14 protein-coding genes and 1 tRNA gene are annotated in these 19,613 nt (G+C 58.5%); 8 read left to right on the plus strand and 7 right to left on the minus strand.

Translation table 11 applies throughout. The features are described from left to right. The first annotated feature begins 22 nt into the window (after positions 1-22). The 8 genes from dtd (at position 23) to ACR0CR_RS05215 (ending at position 9,713) form a co-directional block, all read left to right on the plus strand. Positions 23-460 carry a D-aminoacyl-tRNA deacylase gene (dtd, locus tag ACR0CR_RS05180; RefSeq protein ID WP_480597354.1) on the plus strand — a complete coding sequence of 146 codons (438 nt, stop codon included), beginning with the start codon at positions 23-25 and terminating at the stop codon, positions 458-460. Then, a complete protein-coding gene (locus ACR0CR_RS05185) occupies positions 460-1,563 on the plus strand; it encodes a glycerate kinase type-2 family protein (RefSeq protein WP_480597356.1) in 1,104 nt (367 codons plus the stop codon). The genes dtd and ACR0CR_RS05185 overlap by 1 nt, the downstream gene beginning before the upstream one ends. Before the next feature lie 51 nt (positions 1,564-1,614). Continuing rightward, complete coding sequence (locus ACR0CR_RS05190) at positions 1,615-3,609, plus strand: CocE/NonD family hydrolase (RefSeq protein WP_480597358.1); 1,995 nt, start codon at positions 1,615-1,617, stop codon at positions 3,607-3,609. Positions 3,610-3,733: 124 nt separating this feature from the next. Further along, positions 3,734-5,320, plus strand: a complete 1,587-nt coding sequence (locus tag ACR0CR_RS05195) for an ABC transporter substrate-binding protein (RefSeq protein ID WP_480597361.1) — start codon at positions 3,734-3,736, stop codon at positions 5,318-5,320. A 15-nt stretch (positions 5,321-5,335) separates the two neighbouring features. Then, positions 5,336-6,292: an ABC transporter permease gene (locus tag ACR0CR_RS05200; protein ID WP_480597363.1), complete on the plus strand. Its 957-nt coding sequence runs from the start codon at positions 5,336-5,338 to the stop codon at positions 6,290-6,292. Then, a complete protein-coding gene (locus ACR0CR_RS05205) occupies positions 6,289-7,104 on the plus strand; it encodes an ABC transporter permease (protein WP_480597365.1) in 816 nt (271 codons plus the stop codon). Before ACR0CR_RS05200 ends, ACR0CR_RS05205 begins: the two co-directional genes overlap by 4 nt. Beyond that, positions 7,101-8,738: an ABC transporter ATP-binding protein gene (locus tag ACR0CR_RS05210; protein ID WP_480597367.1), complete on the plus strand. Its 1,638-nt coding sequence runs from the start codon at positions 7,101-7,103 to the stop codon at positions 8,736-8,738. Before ACR0CR_RS05205 ends, ACR0CR_RS05210 begins: the two co-directional genes overlap by 4 nt. Before the next feature lie 138 nt (positions 8,739-8,876). After that, positions 8,877-9,713: an alkaline phosphatase family protein gene (locus tag ACR0CR_RS05215; RefSeq protein ID WP_480597369.1), complete on the plus strand. Its 837-nt coding sequence runs from the start codon at positions 8,877-8,879 to the stop codon at positions 9,711-9,713. On the opposite strand, the gene ACR0CR_RS05220 is transcribed toward ACR0CR_RS05215, so the two are convergent. The 7 genes from ACR0CR_RS05220 to ACR0CR_RS05250 form a co-directional block, all read right to left on the minus strand. Next, positions 9,714-10,637, minus strand: coding sequence for an alpha/beta hydrolase (locus ACR0CR_RS05220; RefSeq protein WP_480597371.1), 924 nt, complete (start codon positions 10,635-10,637; stop codon positions 9,714-9,716). Positions 10,638-10,650: 13 nt separating this feature from the next. Then, positions 10,651-12,540 carry an acyl-CoA synthetase gene (locus tag ACR0CR_RS05225; protein WP_480597372.1) on the minus strand — a complete coding sequence of 630 codons (1,890 nt, stop codon included), beginning with the start codon at positions 12,538-12,540 and terminating at the stop codon, positions 10,651-10,653. A 157-nt stretch (positions 12,541-12,697) separates the two neighbouring features. Next, positions 12,698-14,518 carry an ABC transporter transmembrane domain-containing protein gene (locus ACR0CR_RS05230; protein WP_480597374.1) on the minus strand — a complete coding sequence of 607 codons (1,821 nt, stop codon included), beginning with the start codon at positions 14,516-14,518 and terminating at the stop codon, positions 12,698-12,700. Between the two features lie 119 nt (positions 14,519-14,637). Then, a tRNA-Gly gene (locus ACR0CR_RS05235) sits at positions 14,638-14,712 on the minus strand. Positions 14,713-14,791: 79 nt separating this feature from the next. Next, entirely contained in the window at positions 14,792-16,798 is a 2,007-nt protein-coding gene (locus ACR0CR_RS05240) for a peptidoglycan-binding protein (protein WP_480597376.1), read from the minus strand. After that, positions 16,795-18,759: a hypothetical protein gene (locus ACR0CR_RS05245; RefSeq protein WP_480597378.1), complete on the minus strand. Its 1,965-nt coding sequence runs from the start codon at positions 18,757-18,759 to the stop codon at positions 16,795-16,797. Before ACR0CR_RS05245 ends, ACR0CR_RS05240 begins: the two co-directional genes overlap by 4 nt. A 38-nt stretch (positions 18,760-18,797) precedes the next feature. Continuing rightward, positions 18,798-19,607 (minus strand): hypothetical protein, encoded by an 810-nt coding sequence (locus tag ACR0CR_RS05250; RefSeq protein WP_480597380.1) that lies wholly within the window; start codon positions 19,605-19,607, stop codon positions 18,798-18,800. Positions 19,608-19,613 lie beyond the last annotated feature (6 nt).

The raw sequence follows: 19,613 nt of genomic DNA on the forward strand, positions 1-19,613 counted from the left end.
CAAGAAAAGGCCAACTCACAATATGCGCGCTTTGCTGCAAAGAATCTCACGGGCATCGGTATCGACCAGCGGGTCAGTGATTGGACAATCAGGTCCCGGATTGATGATCCTGGTTTGCGCAATGCAAGGGGATGACGAGACGCATGCTGATCACTTAGCAAACAAGATCAGCAAGCTGCGGATTTTCAAAGACGACGCAGGCAAGATGAACCGGTCGATCAAGGACGTGTCCGGCTCGGCACTGGTGGTCAGCCAATTTACCCTCGCGGCGGACACCTCACGCGGGAACCGGCCCGGGTTTTCGGCCGCAGCGCCGCCAGCCGAAGGTGAACACCTTTATAAGGTATTTGCTCAAAAGCTGGCCGCGTTGGGGATTCCGGTGGAAACCGGGGAATTCGGGGCCGACATGGCCGTAGAGCTTGTCAATGACGGACCGGTGACAATCTGGATGGAAAGCTGATGCAGAACAAAGACCTTGCTCTTGATATCTGGCACGCGGGCGTTGCAGCGGTAGACGGCCACGGAGCAACCTTGCGTGCTTTACAGGACGTTGCGCCGCCGGACAGGATCCTGGCAGTCGGGAAGGCCGCTGCGGCGATGGCGCGTGCCGCGAATGATCATTTCGGCCCCATCCCGACATTGGTTGTGACCAAGGACGGGCATGGCGATGGCCTTCCGCCTCATGTGCAAGTCATCGAAGCATCGCACCCGGTTCCTGACGCGCGCAGCCTGAACGGCGGTCGGGCATTGCGTGAAGCCGTCGAAGCGATGGAGCCTGGGTCTCACCTGTTGCTACTGGTTTCGGGCGGCGCGTCTTCGCTGGCAGAGGACCTTCACGATGGGTTCGATCTGGCCGATCTTTCTGCGTTGAACGAAAAGCTGCTGTCCGAGGGGTTGGATATCGGTGCAATGAACAGCCACCGTCGCAAGCTGTCGCGGATCAAGGGCGGGGGATTGCTGTCGCATTTCGCGGGTAAGGAATGCACCATTCTGGCGATCTCCGACGTACCCGGAGATGAGATTGGCGTTGTTGGTTCAGGCATAGGTGCCTTGCCCGAAACCTACGATTTCGAAGCCAGGACGCGGATTGTGGCCTCAAATGCCATCGCGCGCGCTGCATCGTCCGTGCAGGCGCAAAGCCATGATGTCCAAGTGTTGGCCAACGAAGAATGCCTGCATGACGACTTTCTCAGTGTCGCAGCAAAACTGGGCCCGCGTCTGCGCGGGATGCCAACCGGTGTCATGATCTTTGGCGGAGAGCCAACGGTCGTTCTGCCGGAAAATCCCGGTCGAGGCGGGCGCAATCAAGGCTTGGCGCTGGCTCTAGCGCGTGAGATCGAAGGTTGCGAAGGTATCACCGTCGTCGTTGGTGGAACCGACGGCACGGACGGCCCAACCGATGCGGCGGGCGCGGTGGTCGATGGCTCGACCTGGGGCGAAGGCGCGTCCGATGCCTTGGCGCGCGCCGATAGCGGTTCGTATTTCGACCGAACCGGATCCCTCCTGATCACCGGACCGACGGGCACCAATGTAATGGATTTGATTGTCGCAATTCGCAACTGATGGGACGGTTTTGAACCGCCTCCACCCCTTAAAGCCCCGGAGTTTTGTCGCATGTCGCGCACCATCAACTCTCTCAAAGAAATTGAGGACCTGCCGGATGTCGGCATTCGCATGCCGGACGGGTGTCGGCTGTCGGCACGTATCTGGAAACCCACGGACGCTACCGAAAATCCGGTTCCGGCGATCCTCGAACATCTGCCTTACCGCAAGCGCGACGGAACCACGACGCGGGATGCACTGACCCACCCATGGTTTGCGAAACGCGGCTATGCCTGTGTGCGCGTGGATATGCGCGGCAATGGCGACAGCGAAGGGTTGATGGAGGACGAATACACTCAGCAGGAACTGGACGACGCTGTTGATGTCATTCGCTGGCTGGCCGATCAGCCGTGGTGCACGGGTGCGGTTGGAATGATGGGTATCAGTTGGGGTGGATTCAATGCTCTGCAGGTCGCTGCGATGCGACCCGATCCGCTCAAGGCGATTGTTACCCTGTGTTCAACCGCTGACCGTTATGCCGATGACATCCACTTCAAGGGCGGATGCCTTTTGAACGAGAACCTCGGCTGGGGCGCGACGATGTGGTCCTATTCCTCGCGCGCTCCGGACCCCGATCTGCGTACCGATTGGCGTGAACTGTGGCTGTCGCGGCTGGAAAACGAACCGTTCCTGCCTTCGGTCTGGCTACGTCATCAGTCGCGAGATGAATACTGGCAGCACGGGTCGGTCTGCGAGGATTTCAGCGCCATTCAAGCAGCAACTCTGGCCGTTGGCGGCTGGGGTGACGGTTACAAGAATACCGTTCCGTTGCTGGTGGAAAACCTGGACGCACCGGTCAAGGGAATCGTTGGCCCTTGGGTGCATAAGTACCCGCATTTCGCGGTCCCCGAACCTCGGATTGGGTTTCTTCAGGAAGCGCTTCGTTGGTGGGACAAGTGGCTCAAAGGTATCGATACAGGCGTAAATCAAGACCCGGACTATCGCGCCTACGTCATGGACGGCGTCAGACCGGCACGCTGGTATGCGCGTAGACCCGGACACTGGGCGGCTGAACCGGAAGGGGCCACCTCGCACTTACCTACTAAGACTCTGGCGCTTTCTGACGCCGGTTTGGGTACGGATGGACCGTTGAACGCCTCCGTTCGATCCCCGCACAATTGCGGTATGGAAAGTGGCGAATATTGCGCGATCTGGCTTGGCCCGGACATGCCCGGCGATCAGCGCGGCGATGACGCCTTGTCGGCCTGTTTCGATGGTCAACCATTGGAACACGATCTGGAGATCCTCGGCGCACCAAAAATTCACCTGAAACTCAGTGCTGATAAGCCGCAGGCGCAGATTGCCGTTCGGTTGAACCACGTGCATCCGGATGGGGCGAGCACTCGGATCACTTACGGCGTTTTGAACCTGACGCACAAGGAAAGCCACGCGCACCCGGAACCGCTGGAACCCGGACGCACGGATGACATCTCGCTGGACTTGGATCACATCGCTTATCGCGTGCCCAAGGGTCACCATCTGCGGGTCGCGATCTCTAGTGCCTATTGGCCTTTGATCTGGCCATCGCCCGAAACTGCTAAGCTGCATTTGACAGGTGGGGAGATCACAATCCCATACCGCGTTGGCTCAGATGGGGATGAATGCAGTTTTCCGCCCCCCGATACCGAAGAGGCCCGACGCGTTACAACCCTGCGCGAACCCGCAAACAGTCGGCGGGTCGATACTGACATGAATTCGGGCATGGTTCATCTGATCATCGACGACGATTTCGGCAAAGTCAGGGACGAGGCGCATGGCCTGATCACCGGCAGCACTGCGCATGAAACATGGTCCATTCACCCCGACGATCCGCTGTCGGCGCGTGGGACTTGCACGTGGACACAGGAACTGGAACGGGGCGAATTTGCGCTGCGGACCGAAGCCAGCTGTTCGATGTGGTCCGATACGACGCAGTTCTTTCTTCACGCAACTCTGACCGCCTATGAGAACGAGAAGCTGGTATTCTCAAAAACATTGGAGGATTCGATTCCCCGAGATCAAATGTAAAAGCCGGTCGGGAAATGTATGACATTAGACTTGCCCGGTGGACTGAAATGCGCCAACGTTGACTCATGCGTCAATAAAAAGCCCACCAAAGGGCCGAACATCCAAACAACTGGGAGAATTCTGGATGAACGAACAACTCACTCACATGACCAAAGAGGTCACAGCCGGGAAACTCACCCGCCGCGAATTCATGGGGAAAGCTGCCGCTCTGGGTGTGTCCGCCGCTATGGCGAGCACGATGTTCGCCGATGCCGCACGCGCCGCAGGTCCGAAAAAAGGCGGTGACCTGAAATTTGGTCTGCAGGGTGGTGAATCCACCAACTCGCTGGACCCGGCGACCTACGCCAGCTCGGTCCCGTTCCAGAACGGCAAGCAGTTCGGCGATCAACTGGTCGAAGTTGCGCCCGATGGAACCATCGAACCGCGCCTGGCCGAAAGCGTTGAAGGCAGCGCCGACGCGAAGGTCTGGACCTTCAAACTGCGTCAGGGTGTCGAATTCCACAACGGCAAGACCATGACCAGCGAAGACGTGCTGAAGACAATGCAGCGCCACTCGAACGAAGACTCCAAGTCCGGTGCGTTGGGCATCATGAAGGGCATCGAGTCGATGAAGGCCGATGGCGACAATTTCCAGGTTACGTTGACCGAACCGAACGCTGACCTTCCCTACCTGATGGCGGACTATCACCTGATCATCCAACCCGATGGTGGCATGGACAATCCCGGCGCAGGTATCGGCACCGGCCCTTATAAGGTTGAAGTCGACGAGCCGGGTGTGCGTCACCTATTCACCAAGAACGAAAACCACTGGAACAGCGATTTCGGCAACTACGACAGCGTAGAAGTCGTGGTGATCAATGACGCCACAGCGCGGACCGCTGCGTTGCAGTCGGGTCAGGTCCACGCGATCAACCGGGTCGAGCCCAAGGTCGCCGACCTACTGGGCCGCGCACCGAACCTGACCGTGCATTCGACAGCAGGACGTGGACATTATGTCTTCATCATGCATTGCGATACCGCGCCTTTCGACAACAACGAACTGCGTACAGCACTGAAATATGCAATCAACCGCGAAGACCTGGTTGAAAAAGTATTGCGCGGCTATGGGTCGATCGGGAACGACATGCCCATCAACGCGGCCTACCCGCTGTTTGATGAGACCATCCCTCAGCGTGAGTTCAGCGTCGAAAAAGCGGCCGAACATTACAAGAAGTCCGGCCATGACGGATCGCCGATCATTCTGCGTGTTGCAGATGGTGCCTTCCCGGGTGCGGTTGATGCAGCAGCCCTGTTCCAGCAATCAGCGGCTCAGGCCGGTATTCCGTTGGAAATCAAGCGCGAGCCGAACGATGGCTACTGGTCCGAGGTCTGGAATGTCCAGCCGTTCTGCGCGTCCTATTGGGGTGGCCGTCCGGTTCAGGATCAGATGTACGCGACTGCCTATCTGTCCAGCGCCGACTGGAACGACACGCGGTTCAAGGTCCAGGCATTCGACGATATGCTGTTTGCGGCGCGCGCCGAACTGGATGCGGAAAAGCGCAAAGGTATCTACAGCCAGATGGGACAGATGGTCCGCGACGAAGGCGGCCTGATCTGCCCGATGTTCAACGACTTTGTTGAAGGCGTCAGCAACCAGATCGACGGTTGGGAAACCGACCCGACCCAAGAGCTGATGAACGGCAATATGTCCCGCAAAACGTGGTTCGTGTAATACGGGCCACGGATCATGCATCCCATAATCAAATTGGTGTTCCAGCGCTTGGCGCTGGGACTCCTCTTACTCTTCGGTGCATCGGCTCTGATTTTCGGCCTCACCGAAGCTCTTCCCGGGGACGCGGCGCAAGCCGTCCTTGGTCAAGCCGCAACCCCCGAAGCGCTGGAAAACCTGCGCGAAGAGATGGGCCTCAACCGCCCTGCCCTGACCCGCTATTTCGAATGGCTGGGTGGCATTGTTCAGGGTGACCTGGGTCAATCCCTCACCAACAAGCTCGACATTGCTGAATCCGTCGGCAACCGTTTGGGCAATACTCTGTTTCTGGCCTTCTGGGCGGCAATCGTGTCCGTGCCTTTGGCCATCTTCCTGGGCCTGCTGGCCGTGCGCTACCGCAACCGCTGGCCCGACAAGCTGATTTCAGCCGTGACGCTGACCACGATTTCCATCCCCGAGTTTCTGATCGGATATGTGCTGGTTTACTTCGTGGCGGTGAAGCTGGGCATGTTCTCACCACTGGCGATGATCAATGACAGTATGTCTTTGGGGGCCAAACTGAATGCCATCGCGCTGCCCGTCATCGTGCTGACCATGGTTGTTCTCGCCCACATGATGCGCATGACGCGCGCCGCGATCCTGAACGTGATGCAGTCGGCTTATGTCGAGACGGCTGAACTCAAAGGCCTGACCAACTTCAAGATCATCTACCGCCACGCGCTGCCAAATGCGGTTGCGCCCATCGTCAACGTTGTGATGCTGAACCTGGCTTATCTGGTCGTCGGCGTCGTCGTGGTCGAGGTGGTGTTCGTCTATCCCGGCATGGGACAGTACCTTGTGGACCACGTCACCAAACGCGACGTTCCAGTGGTTCTGGCCTGCGGCGTGATTTTTGCCGCGATCTATATCGGGCTGAACATGGTCGCTGACATCGTTGCCATTCTGGCCAATCCGAGGCTGAGGCATCCGAAATGAAGAATATCCCAATCTCTGCAATGATAGGGCTGGCCTTTACAGCCTTGTATTTCTTCATCGCAATCTTCGCACCATTGCTGGCCCCTTACGGCATGGCCGAAGTGGTCGGCGACGTGTGGGAACCGTCAAGTTCGGAATACTGGCTTGGCACTGACAACATCGGACGCGACCTGTTAAGCCGCATGATCTATGGCGGGCGCACGACGATCTTTATCGCCACGGCAGCGACGGTTCTGAGCTTTGTGACCGGTTCTATCCTGGGCTTTCTGGCTGCCGTTCTGGGCGGCTGGGCCGACCAGGTCATGTCGCGCTTGGTGGATCTCGTCATGTCGATTCCCACGCTGATCACGGCGCTGGTGGTGCTGGCCATGGTACCGGTGACCATTCCTGTCCTGATCCTCGTCATGGGTCTGTTGGATTCCACACGGGTCTATCGTCTGGCTCGCGCGGTCGCCGTGGACATCGCCGTCATGGACTACGTCGAAGCTGCAAAGCTGCGCGGTGAAGGTCAGTCGTGGATCATCTTCCGGGAAATCCTTCCCAATGCTCTGTCGCCCTTGGTGGCGGAACTGGGCCTGCGCTTCATCTTTGCAGTTCTGTTTGTCTCGACCCTGTCGTTCCTTGGCTTGGGCGTTCAGCCGCCACTGGCCGATTGGGGCGGGATCGTGAAGGAAAACAAGGACGGCATCGTCTATGGCATTGGTGCTGCGCTGTATCCGGCCGTCGCCATTGCGACGCTGGCGATCTCGGTCAACCTTGTGGCTGACTGGGTCCTGAACCGCACCACATCGCTGAAAGGAGGCCGGGGATGAGTGATACCCTTCTCAAGGTCCGCGACCTCAAGATCGGCGCGACTGTCTATCCGCCCGGTGAAAAGCCTCATGATATCGAGATCGTGCACGGGGTCAGCTTTGACCTCGAACGCGGCAAGGTGCTGGGGCTGATCGGAGAATCCGGGGCTGGTAAATCGACCATTGGTCTGGCCTCAATGGCTTATGGCCGAGGTGGTGTTCAGATCACCGGTGGTGAGGTGTGGGTTAACGGGCGCGATATTCTGAAGACATCGTATCGCGACATTCGCAAGCTGCGTGGGGGTGAGGTGACGTATGTGTCTCAGTCCGCAGCGGCCTCCTTTAACCCCGCCAAAAAGATCATGGATCAGGTGGTTGAAGCGGCGGTCGAACAGAAGAAGTTCAGCCGTCGGGAAGCAGAGGGTCGCGCGCGCGAGTTGTTCGCCAAGCTGGGTCTGCCCGACCCGGACAACATCGGCGAACGCTATCCGCACCAGGTGTCGGGCGGTCAATTGCAGCGCTGCATGACGGCGCTTGCCTTGTGCCCCGAACCTGATCTGGTGGTGTTCGACGAACCCACCACGGCGCTGGACGTGACCACGCAGATCGACGTTCTGATGGCCATCAAAGAGGCCATCGCGGATACCGGTGTCGGCGCGCTCTATATCACGCACGACCTTGCCGTCGTGGCGCAGGTCAGCGACGACATCATGGTTCTTCGCATGGGTAACACCGTCGAATACGGCACCACTGACCAGATCATCAACAACCCGCAGGAAGAGTACACCAAGGCGCTGGTCTCGGTCCGCTCGATCGAGCACGAGGAAAAACAGCCGACACCGGAACCGGTGCTGAGCGTTGATGGCATCACCGCGCGCTACAAGGGGCTGAATTTCGACGTGCTGCACAATGTCAATGTCGAGCTTCATCCGGGGCAGACACTGGCGGTTGTGGGCGAATCCGGTTCGGGCAAATCCACACTTGCGCGGGTGATCACCGGCCTGCTGCCGCCCCGCGATGGTGAAATCACGTTTGCCGGGCGCAAGCTGTCGGCTGATCTTGGCGGACGCTCACGCGAGGACCTGCGTGAGCTGCAGATGATCTACCAGATGGCCGACGTTGCGATGAATCCGCGACAGACCGTTGGAACCATCATCGGCCGCCCGCTCGAGTTCTACTTCAACATGCGCGGCGCGGAAAAACGCAAGCGGATCATTGAACTGCTGGATGAGATCGAGTTGGGCGAGAAGTTCATCGACCGCTATCCGGCAGAACTGTCTGGTGGTCAGAAACAGCGTGTCTGTATCGCGCGGTCGCTGGCGGCAAAGCCCAAGATGATCATCTGTGATGAGGTCACCTCAGCGCTGGACCCGCTGGTGGCGGATGGCATTCTGAAGCTGCTGCTGGACCTGCAAAAGATCGAGGATGTGGCCTATCTTTTCATCACCCACGATCTGGCGACGGTCCGCGCGATCAGCGACAGCATCGCGGTGATGTATCAGGGTCGTGTCGTGCGCTACGGTCCCAAGTCACAGGTCCTCAGCCCGCCGTTCGACGACTATACCGACCTGTTGCTCAGCTCGGTCCCCGAGATGCATCTGGGTTGGCTGGAAGAGGTCGTCGCCCATCGCAAGATGGAGAGTGCGGGGAACTGATCCCGCGTTATGCAATCATGAAATCCCGGCGCTTGTCACAAACAGGTGTCGGGATTTTGCTATTTGGGGCGGGATCAGGCTGCCGCTGCCCCGCGAATCCCCTAGGGTCGCCTCATGAATTCAAGATAAGGCCGGAACATGGACCGCAAACTTCTTCTCATCATCCTCGACGGTGTCCCGTGGCGCAATTTCCGCCGCCTGTTCGGCAATCTCGAAGGATGGGTCGACAGTGGCGAAGCGCGCGTGTGGAAACACCGGGCGGTGTTACCGTCGATCTCGGCCAGTTGCTATGCTTCGATCCACACGGGCGTTACACCGCAAGAGCATGGATGCACTGGCAACGGCAATGTCTTCCGCCTAAGCCACAAGGACGTGTTCAGCCAGGTGCGCGAGGCTGGGGGCATTACCGGAGCCGTCACCCACAGCTTTTGGTCGCAATTCTTCAACCGGCACCCGTTCGACTATGTACGCGACGTGGAATATGACGAGCCTGACAGCAAGACGATCAACCATGGCCGCTTTCACACCATGACCGGCTATGGCGCGGCAAACCAGATGACGCCCTCGGATGTCGATTTGTTTGCCACGCTGACGAACCTGTGCCTGCGCTTTGGTTTGGATTACGGCGTCCTGCACACCTGTACGCTGGACAGCATGGGTCACCGCTTTTTTCACGACTGCCAAGAGATGGACCACGCCTGTTTCGTCATGGACGAGATGCTAGCCCCCTTCATTCCCCGCTGGCGGCAGTTGGGCTATGAGGTCATCGTGACGGCAGACCACGGTCAGGACGAACGCGGCCACCATGGCGGACGAGGCCCGCTACAACAGGAGACCGCGCTGTATTATTTTGGCGACGCCGAAGGCCCCGAGGCCGATGCTGTCATCGACCAGCTTCAGCTTGCACCTACGATCCTGACCTGCATGGGCGCGCCGGTGGCGGACACGATGAAGGCTCAACCGTTTCTGAGTTGATCAGTCATAGGGCCAGATTTGCTGGCCCAGCGCTTCGATGGCCACTGATATCCGCTCAAAACTGTCGGCGGCGCGTTTGACCGAGGTCCGCGCCCTCAGGTAGCCATGGACGAGGCCGGGCTCGTTGATGCAATGCGCCTTGCCGCCAGCTTCATTGATCCGAGAGCAATAGTCCGGTCCATCATCGCGTATCGGATCGCAATCTGCGGTCACGACCACCGTTGGCGGCAAGCCCGAAAAATCCGTGTCATGCAAGGGCGCGTAAGTTGGGTCGTTCTGCGGGGCGGGCCCACCGCAGCGCACCTTTTCGTAGAAGGTGATCTCATCCAACGTCAGAAGCGGCGCATGAGAATGTTCGATGTAAGAGCCTTTCGTGCGATCTCCGCCCAGTCCGGGGTAGATCAGCACCTGACCCAGCACCGAGTCCAGTCGCCCACGCGCATAATGCGCGACCGCAGCCGCGAGGTTCCCACCAGCGCTGTCGCCAGCCAGAACCATCGGATCACCAAACTCTGATGATGCCCATTTCACGGATGTCCAGGCGTCCTCGAACTGCGCCGGGTGGACATGTTCAGGGCACAAACGGTAGTCCACCGCAACGACCCGATAGCCGGTCTGTGCGCAAATCTCGGCACAAACGTCGTCATGGCTGTCGAGCCCTCCGACGACAAAACCGCCGCCGTGAAAATAGACAACCGTCCGTGTCGGATCACCGGCGGTATAAACGCGAACAGGCACACCATCGGCGTGCCTGTCTTCTGTTTCAACGCCTGCAGGACGCGGCTGCCGAAACTCTGCGCACATGGCGTCATAGACACGGCGCTGATCCTCGATCGTCAGATCGACAGCATCATCAGGATAGCTTTCGGCGGTTCGTCTTATGAACGCCCAGGTTTCTTCATCAATCAGGCGTTCATAATCCATGTCCCCTCCGCGGTCAGGCAGCCCATTCCCATGGCCGGGTGAATGATCCCAGCACTTTGCTGACATCGTCGTCCGAGGAACCGTTCGCGTCAAGCTGCGCGACAAGGCCGCGTTTCTTGTCGTCGATCACCGAAACGACGCGCGCCTGAACGCCTGCTTTTTCAAGCGCGCCATTGTAAATACGGGTGATCGCCTGTTTACGCAGGTCGGGCTTGAACACCTTGCCGACGGCGGTTTTGGGCAACTCGTCCAGGATGGTCATATGCTTGGGCTGCGCTGCACGTTCGTGAACGTGGACATCGCAGTAATCCATCAGTTCTTTTTCGGTGACTGACGCCCCGTCGACCAGTTCGACAAAGGCGCAGGGCACCTCGCCCGCATATGCGTCGGGCTGGCCGATGGCCCCGGCAAAGGCAACGGCCTCATGACCCAACAGAGCCTCTTCGATTTCCGCAGGGTCGATATTGTGACCCCCACGGATGATCAGATCCTTGGCGCGGCCGGTGATCCACAGGTATCCGTCCTCGTCAAAACGGCCCAGATCGCCCGTGCGCAGGTATTTCTCATAGTGATAGAGACCCACGTTCTTGTCAGCTTCGGTGTATGTATTGCCTGCAACAACACCGGGGTTCGAGATGCAGATTTCGCCGATTTCATTGGCACCCGCCTCAGAAGGACCATCGGGGCCGTCGTTCAGGATTTTCACATCGGTATAAGGGAAAGGAATTCCGATCGAGCCGATCTTTTTCTCGCCATCCGTGGGGTTGCATGACACCAGACAGGTTGCCTCGGTCAGGCCATAGCCTTCGATGATCGTGACGCCCGTGGCCTCTTCGAAGCGGCGGAACAATTCGACCGGCAGCGGGGCCGAACCCGAGAACGCGGTTTTCACGCTGGAAATATCCGCATCCACCGGGCGCTGCATTTTGGCGGCAATCGCCGTTGGAACGGTGATGATGAAGGTCACCTTCCAGCGTTCGATCAGCTTCCAGAAATTGTCGAACACGCCATCGCCGCGATAGCCTTGCGGCGTCGGGAACACCACATGCGCGCCCGAGGACACTGCCGCCATCATGATGACATGCACCGCAAAAACGTGGAACATCGGCAGCGGGCACATCACGACATCATCAGCCGAGAACAGCAAAGTGCCGCCCAGCCAACCGTTGTAGACAAGGCCCGAATACTTGTGCTGCGCCACCTTGGGCATGCCGGTGGTGCCGCCGGTATGGAAATAACAGGCGACGCGGTCTTCCTTGCTGTCTTCGAAGGTCAAAGTGGTGGGCTGCTTGGCCAGTTCCTTGTTGAAACTCTTGTAATCCGCATGGGCCAGATGTTCCTTGTCGCCCATCTTGGGGCGCAGCAGCGGAACGATCCACGATTTTGGCGGGGTAAGATAGCGGTTGAGGTCGATTTCAAGAATCGTGTTGACGGAAGGCGCGTGGCGCACGGCCTCTTCCACCTTCTGGGCAACATCCGTCTTGGGGAAGGATTTCAGCGTCACAACAACCTTGGCACCGGTTTCACGCAAGATGGCCGCGATCTGTTCGGGCTCGAGCAGAGGGTTGATCGGGTTGACGATCCCGGCCACCGCGCCCCCCATCATGGTGATCAGCGTTTCGTTACAGTTGGGCAGTACATAGGCCACCACATCCTTTTCGCCCACACCCAGAGATCGGAACAGGTTGGCCGCCTGATTGACCTTGCCCAGCAGTTGCGACCATGTCAGCGTCTCGGCTTTGTCGGTGGCCCCTGAAAGCAGCTGAAAGCTGATCGCATTGTTATTGGGGTATTTTCCTGCAGTACGAGACAACAGCTGATGGAAAGTAACCGGTACATCGCGATCCTCCCACGACATCTCCTGCTCGATCTTCGTCTTGTCTTCCAAACCCACGAATGCCATGCGGCTCCTCCCTGTTTTTCTCCCGTGTTCAGCACGGATTTGTATTCCATCGCCAAGATGGAAGCAAAACCGCGCCCGATCAAGAAATGCCTTAGCGCTGCAAGCGTAAAAGAGGTAGAATGACGCTACGGACAAATTGCTCTGCCCCAACGTCACCTTATTCCGCAGCTATACCGTCTGTGAATTGCAAGCGCGCCAGACGCGCGTATAGCCCGTCCTGCGCCACCAAATCGTCATGGGTGCCCTGCGCCACGATGCGTCCATCTTCCATGACCACTATTCGGTCAGCCTTTTTGACCGTTGCTAGCCGGTGCGCGACGATCAAAGTGGTCCGGCCCGCACGCATCTGATCCACAGCACCTTGAACCGCGCGTTCGCTTTCCGCATCCAGCGCCGAGGTCGCCTCGTCCAACAGCAGCACCGGCGCGTCGCGCAGGATCGCTCGGGCAATGGCGATGCGCTGTTTCTGACCGCCCGAAAGCATAACACCTCGCTCACCGACGAAACTGTCGTAGCCTTCCGGCAAGGCCGAGATGAAATCATGCGCCGCAGCTGCGCGGGCGGCGGCCTCAACCTCGGCATCGGTTGCGTCGAGCCGGCCAAAGCGGATGTTCTCGCGCGCCGAGGCGGCAAAGATGGTCGGGTCTTGAGGCACCAGGGCCATGTGGCGGCGGAACACAGCCCGGTCGAGATCGCGCAGATCCACGCCATCCAGGCAGACATGCCCGGCGTCGGGGTCGTAGAACCGCTGGATCATCTGGATCACCGTTGTTTTGCCCGCGCCAGACGGGCCAACAAAAGCGACTGTTTCTCCGGGGCTGACCTGAAGGGACAAATGATCCAGCGCCACGGCATCGGGGCGCGATGGGTAGTGAAAAGTGACGTCGTCAAAGCGAATTTCACCGCGCACCGGGACAGGTAGGGCCTTGGTCTGTGCAGGGTCATTCACTGTGTCTTCGGCGTTCAACAGCTCGACCAATCTCTCGGTGGCACCGGCCGCGCGTTGCAGCTCGCTCCAGATTTCCGAGAGGGCTGCGACAGACCCAGCCATGATGATCGAGTAGATCACGAACTGAATCAGAACCCCTTCGGTCATCACTCCATTGCGGACGTCATTGGCCCCCATCCACAGCACGCCCACGATGCCCGAGAACACCAGAAAGATCACGATCACCGTCAATACGGCCCGCGTTTGGATACGGCGCAGAGAAACTTCGTACGAAGTTTCTGTCATCGCTCCGAACTGAGCGCGGCTGGCCTGTTCGTGGGTAAAGGCCTGGACGGTCTGAACCGCGCCCAGCGCTTCACCCGCATTGCCGGACGAAGCCGCGATCCAGTCCTGGTTTTCGCGGCTGATGACGCGCAACCGACGACCCAGAACCAAAATCGGCACCACAACCAGCGGGATCAGCAACAAGACCAACCCCGTCAACTTGGCCGAGGTCAAAAGCATTAGAATCAGCCCACCGATAAACATCAGCATGTTGCGCAGCGCGATCGACACGGACGAGCCCAAAACCGACTGGATGAGCGTCGTATCTGTGGTAATCCGGCTTAGCACTTCGCCGGTCATGATCCGTTCAAAAAATTCCGGGCTCATCCCGATGACGCGGTCAAACACGGCCTTGCGGATATCGGCCACAACCCGTTCCCCCAACCGGGTAACCAGCGCGTAACGGATGCCTGTACCAACGGCCAGGATCGCGGCGATGCCCAGTGCGGCCAGAAAATACCAATCCAGCAACTCGCCATCTTCGACCCGGAAATTGTCCACCACGCGCCTCACCGCCAACGGCAGAGTCAAGGTCATGCTGGCCGTCAGGATCAGCGCAAGTGTGGCCCCGATCATCAACAGCCGATACGGCTTCATGAACGGCCAAAGCGAAGCAAGCACACCGACTTTCCGGGAGGTTGCCCGTTCTTCGGACGCACCTGGTGCAGAAGCATTCGCCGGGCTGGCGGCATGTGATCTTGCCATGTCTGGCCCTTTTTGTTCGTGTTGGGCAGTTTCTTGGCGACACCGGCACTCAGGGTCAAGCGTGGCATGCCAAATTGGACACCTTCAAGGGCCTTTTGACGCAGATTTCATGGCTGATCTGGAGCGGGCGGCGGGAATCGAACCCGCTTCATCAGCTTGGAAGGCTGAGGTAATAGCCAGTATACGACGCCCGCTCAGCGAGAGTGGTCTTAAGATACGTCACAGAGATCGTCAAGCCACCTTTGGACAGGAAATCCATTCAGATGCCGCGGATCAGACGGTTGCAATAATGTCCCGGTATTCACGTCCCTTTCGCGCAATCCCCTCACCTTTTTTTAGTCCCGGATACCTTTGATCACCGCCCCGGTTTTTGTCGCCATTGATCAGGCCGCGCGCATTAAACCAGTCAAAATCCCCGTCCAGCCCCATGTCGACAAGAAGGCCGCGCCCAGTAAAGCCGATCTCATTCATACCGCGCACCAGTATCTCGGCCGCGACGGCGGGTGTTTCGACCAACTCTGGCTCATTCACGAAATCCTTGCCGAATTTCGCTGAATACTTTGCGTAATTGTGGCGACCTGTGATCTGCACGAAGCCTCGGCCACGGTACAAGAAACCGTCGCCCGCCTGTGTATTGCCCAGATCGGCGCGTCCTTCATATCCGCGTTGTATCGCGGTTGGCCCCCAGATTTCCTCCATGAACTGGCCGAGGTTTGTTTCATGGTACGCTGTCGCCAGAATGTACGCTTGATGTGACAGATCGTGTACCTCGTTTTCAACACAGGCATTCAATATTGCCTCGACTGCGGTGCGGCGCTTTGCCTGCATGGTCGGCCCGTTGCCTTCAAGCTTGGCTATTTTCCCTGCAATCCCAGCGATTTCGGCGCTTGTCAGAGTGATCCCCGGACTGCTCGGAGGAACCGCGCCTGCCGGGGCAGCATCGTCCGGCAACAGCAGAACCTGACCAACCTGCAACCGGCGGGCCAGATCGTCATTCAAAGGTTGGCCATCCTCGGTTCGCAACTCCTTCCACAATGTGGCGTCGCCTAAATGTATCCGGGCAATCTGAGAGGGCACCTGCCCACGCCTGACGATCACGGTTTTGGGTCCTTGCTCCGTACCCACCTTTTCCAGCGTGACCCCGCCATCCACCGCGTCGCGAATGGCATAGCCGAGACGCTCGCTGAAATCCGCGACCTCGACCCAGTGCACGTTGGCCCCATTTTCGTCATGCGTTTCCATAACCTCGAACCGAAGCGAAGGCTCGGAAATCGTGGCGACGCCCTGACCCGTATCAACGAAGGGCTGCGTCCAATCCTGCTGAGCCGCGAGCTGGGACAGCTTGATCCAGCTTCGACCGTTCATTGTGGCGCCTTCAAGCGCAACCCCATCAACGGTGATGATTTCAGCCGGAGGCACCTCGACCTCGTCGAAATCATCGGCAACCGGCGTCGGGTTCTTCAGCGCATCAAGCCAGTCAGAAACCATTGATCGCATCTGATCCCCGATTTCGCCGTAAGGGCGATCAGGCTCCCAAGATAGGGCCAGCGGGTCCCATTTGCCATTCTGCCGAATGTTCAGATTCGTCTGCACTTCTCCGTGTCCCAGCACGGTCTTGCGGCCAATCGGAATATCATAGCTAAGACACAGCTCTGCTGCGACCTGAGCAAGCGCGTCCCACTGGTTGCGTGTGATCGGAAATGGTCCGGGTCGAAACGGGCTTTCGCGGACATCTCCGCCCATTGCGCAAAGCGATACGCCGATCGAACGGCTGTTGCTGTTCAGGGTGTGTGCGGCATAGGGTTTGTTCCGCAGCGGCGGCACATTCGCGCTGATCGCGTGTTTGCCGCGATGCAACCGACCTTCGCCATCAATCAGAATATGATAGTGCTTTTTCTCTTTCGCGCTTGGGCGATGACCACCGCCCGTCCAGTGCAGTATGATCCTGTCCATCCGAACGTTCGGCATCCAACTGTCGGGCACAAGGCGGGACTGGGGTGGCGGCGCAGTCCCACCGCCTGATCCCCCGGCAGACTGCGTCTCGTTGGTCGCGCCATTGATCGCGGCAACGGTGTCCTCTCCGACAATCCCGTCAATTTCCAACCCCTGCTGGCGCTGGAAATGTTGCACCGCGCTTTTGGTTCCGGGACCAAACAGGCCGTCAACATCGGAAATATGCAGAATACCCCGGCGCATCAATTCCGTTTGCAAGGCCCAGACATCGCTGCCCTGCATCATCGGCAGGACGTATTTCAACGTCCGTTCAAACCGCATACTCATGAGGCACCCCCACGACGCGCAGCCGCGTCTGCAAGTACCACAATCCTCGTCAGCGTGTTTTGCGGATCCTTGCACTTCGTCACGCAAGACCCGACCAGTTCCAGCCCTTGAAGCCCGCCACGCGCCGTCGCGTTGCCCGACACCATCGCGAGCGCGGCAACAAACTGCGTGTCTGACAAGCTGAAATCAACGGCTTGGCGCAGCACTGCGACCTCGGACTGGAACGTGTGTCTTGCGACAACGTCCAACCAGCCAGAGATCATCTGATCAAAATCTCCGCGGCTGCCAAAATCGGTCGCATTCGCTGCGAAATACGTGTCAGCGTCCCCCGCGCGCAAATGCGCCAGCAAATCGTCCATGTCCACATCCGTCCCGGATGCCGACGAAAAACGGGGCTCGATGTCTTCTGCTTTGAGATCATCCAAAAGGCTGACTGTTGTGGCCGTCGCCCCGTACGCGACATAGCGCCACCGGGCCATCTGACTTGCATTCAGAACTGACCCCGTAACCAGCGCGGATTTCGCCACCACGCCCAATGCCTCACCGCTGAGCGCGGCTCCAAGCTGCGCGACACCGTCCGAGATTGTTTTGGATGCAAGATCGTGGGTTTTGGCTTGCGCCAATGCACTCGATACGGCTTTCGTGCTTGCTTCAGTTGGAGCATCCCCCAGACTTTCCCACGCGGTGCTCAGGTCCGCGCGCGCGCGGGCCACATTGGTCACTGTAGCTTCGTCTGTGTCCGGCAGGATTTCTGCGACGTGCCCGCTGAGTTCCAGCAAGTCAGTGGTGTTTTGGACGTCGGCGGCCAGTTCCTCGGGTTTGGCGGCTTGTCGGGTTGCAGGGTTGGCACCATCCGATCCCGACAACAGTTGCAGGACCACGGACTGTATTTTTTCCGCCCTAACCTTCGGATCGGGTTCTTTCTGGGCCTCGTCCAATGCGTCAACCAAAGTTGCACGCATTATTGCCGCATCCTTTTGAATGGTTTTCTGCGCATTCAGTTCCGCTCGGGCATGAATCGCGCGCATCTCTTTGCGGCGGTCGGTCCTAAACATGTTTGCGACAGAATCCACCAGCTTTGTCAGCAGATCGTAAACAAGCTGAGCCGAAAACCCGCCCAAAAAAGCCAGCAAAACCGACGAGAAAACGCCCTGGTCCAGAAACGCACTGAGGGGTTCCGCCATCAAAACGCCTGAGAACCCGCCCAGCAAAATACGCACGTAATAGGTGGACGCCAGGCGCATGTCATATCTGCCCTCGCGTACGTAGTTGAAGCTGTCATAAATCGACGAGTAGGCTGCGCCAAGCATGCCCAATGCGCCGAAGAACAGAAACATTCGTAACAACAAGGGAACTTTCAGTGCCATGCAGTCCGAGCGGATTGAGCGCAGCGCTATGTCGAAAACGGCGTTGTCGTCCTCTGGCTTAAGCCGATCATCGGCCAGCGCCAGTTCCTGGTCGCTGAAACGACACTTGCCCTGCAGATATTCGACCACAGGTTGGAAATACGGCGCGTTCTTGTCGCTGTCCCTCAGGGTCTTTTCGTCGCTATTGGGGAACACATTGACGGCTGCATCATAGTAGGTGTCCGGCAGCGCAACATTGCTATGAGCGGAAAGCCCAAATCCAACCGCAAAAATCAGTACGACAGTGACGATGATCAGGCTGAGAATAGCTGGCAAAGGGGCCACTCGCGCCAGAAGTTTGGGGCTTTTGGCCTTCCACTCCTCCATCCTGAGAATGGTTTCGGGCAAAGCGGGCGCAACCGCCGCGGACAGGCTTTGACGCAGGCTCATGACCTCCGACAGGGGAATGTCGCGCCGGTCCTTGGGCGAGAGATCGAACAAGGCCATCAATCTGGGCTCGGGCAATTCAGCCACAATGCCGCGCGCGGTGATGAACGACAACAAGGTTACCGATTCCTGAAACGTCTGTTCTTTCAAGTCGTCTTTCGGTGTCATGGCGAATTCACCCTCTGTTGGCGCATCATCCCTTTTGGTCAGCACGGATCGCTTGGCGGGGGCAACGGCGCACCACCCGCCCGGCGGCTCAGGTCCTGATCGATTTCCCGGCGCAATTGTGCGGTTTGCGATGTCTCGGCTGCGCCACCAGAGAACGCCGCAAGCATGTTGCGCGCTTCAAACAACTGCGGGCGGTTGCCCAAAAATCGCCCGCACGCCTCGGCATCGGTCGCATCCGGAACGCAGGCGCGCGACAGGGCACTATCGGCTTCCAGCAAACTTGTCGCCTGATAAGCCGCAACAAAACCTGCGCCGTCGTCTGCTGCACCCAAACGGCACAACCTTTTGGTAACGCGCGCGGTTCTGATCTCGATATCTCCGACGATCGCCACCCGCTGCGCGTGGTGCTCTGCCGAGTTTCGATCCAGTTTGCGAAGCCCTTCGGTGTCGATGCGTGCATCCACCATGTCGGCGAAATTCTCCGCCAGAACGGCATTACGTCGAGGAATACCTTCGGCGTTTAGTTGTCGGGCCGATCCAGTGATGTCAGACGCAGCAGTCTGCGCAAGGCCCAATTGGCCGGTCTGCAAATAAATCAGACCTTCCAGCAAATCATAATAACTGGCGATCTGAGGGGTGTCGGTTTGGTCGGTTTCGATCATCCTCAGCGTTTCGGGGAAGCTGCCCGGTTTTACATCCAGGCCCTGCGACGACACCGCGGCACGAAATTCCCGGTCATAGGTTGCCTGAACATCCGAGACACGATTTTGGTCCTGCGGTGACAAGCCGGATGCCCCGCAGCCCGCCAGGCTGACGACACCAATAATGACGAACACAAGTCGGAGCATCACGCT

It is taken from the genome of Ruegeria sp. AM2, assembly GCF_056540685.1.

Coding starts and splice junctions, on each gene's coding strand:
- ACR0CR_RS05190 (WP_480597358.1), top strand. CDS start 1,615: ATGTCGCGCACCATCAACTCTCTCAAAGAAATTGAGGACCTGCCGGAT.
- ACR0CR_RS05225 (WP_480597372.1), bottom strand. CDS start 12,540: ATGGCATTCGTGGGTTTGGAAGACAAGACGAAGATCGAGCAGGAGATG.
- ACR0CR_RS05210 (WP_480597367.1), top strand. CDS start 7,101: ATGAGTGATACCCTTCTCAAGGTCCGCGACCTCAAGATCGGCGCGACT.
- ACR0CR_RS05200 (WP_480597363.1), top strand. CDS start 5,336: ATGCATCCCATAATCAAATTGGTGTTCCAGCGCTTGGCGCTGGGACTC.
- ACR0CR_RS05195 (WP_480597361.1), top strand. CDS start 3,734: ATGAACGAACAACTCACTCACATGACCAAAGAGGTCACAGCCGGGAAA.
- ACR0CR_RS05230 (WP_480597374.1), bottom strand. CDS start 14,518: ATGGCAAGATCACATGCCGCCAGCCCGGCGAATGCTTCTGCACCAGGT.
- ACR0CR_RS05205 (WP_480597365.1), top strand. CDS start 6,289: ATGAAGAATATCCCAATCTCTGCAATGATAGGGCTGGCCTTTACAGCC.
- ACR0CR_RS05185 (WP_480597356.1), top strand. CDS start 460: ATGCAGAACAAAGACCTTGCTCTTGATATCTGGCACGCGGGCGTTGCA.
- dtd (WP_480597354.1), top strand. CDS start 23: ATGCGCGCTTTGCTGCAAAGAATCTCACGGGCATCGGTATCGACCAGC.
- ACR0CR_RS05220 (WP_480597371.1), bottom strand. CDS start 10,637: ATGGATTATGAACGCCTGATTGATGAAGAAACCTGGGCGTTCATAAGA.
- ACR0CR_RS05250 (WP_480597380.1), bottom strand. CDS start 19,607: ATGCTCCGACTTGTGTTCGTCATTATTGGTGTCGTCAGCCTGGCGGGC.
- ACR0CR_RS05245 (WP_480597378.1), bottom strand. CDS start 18,759: ATGACACCGAAAGACGACTTGAAAGAACAGACGTTTCAGGAATCGGTA.
- ACR0CR_RS05215 (WP_480597369.1), top strand. CDS start 8,877: ATGGACCGCAAACTTCTTCTCATCATCCTCGACGGTGTCCCGTGGCGC.
- ACR0CR_RS05240 (WP_480597376.1), bottom strand. CDS start 16,798: ATGAGTATGCGGTTTGAACGGACGTTGAAATACGTCCTGCCGATGATG.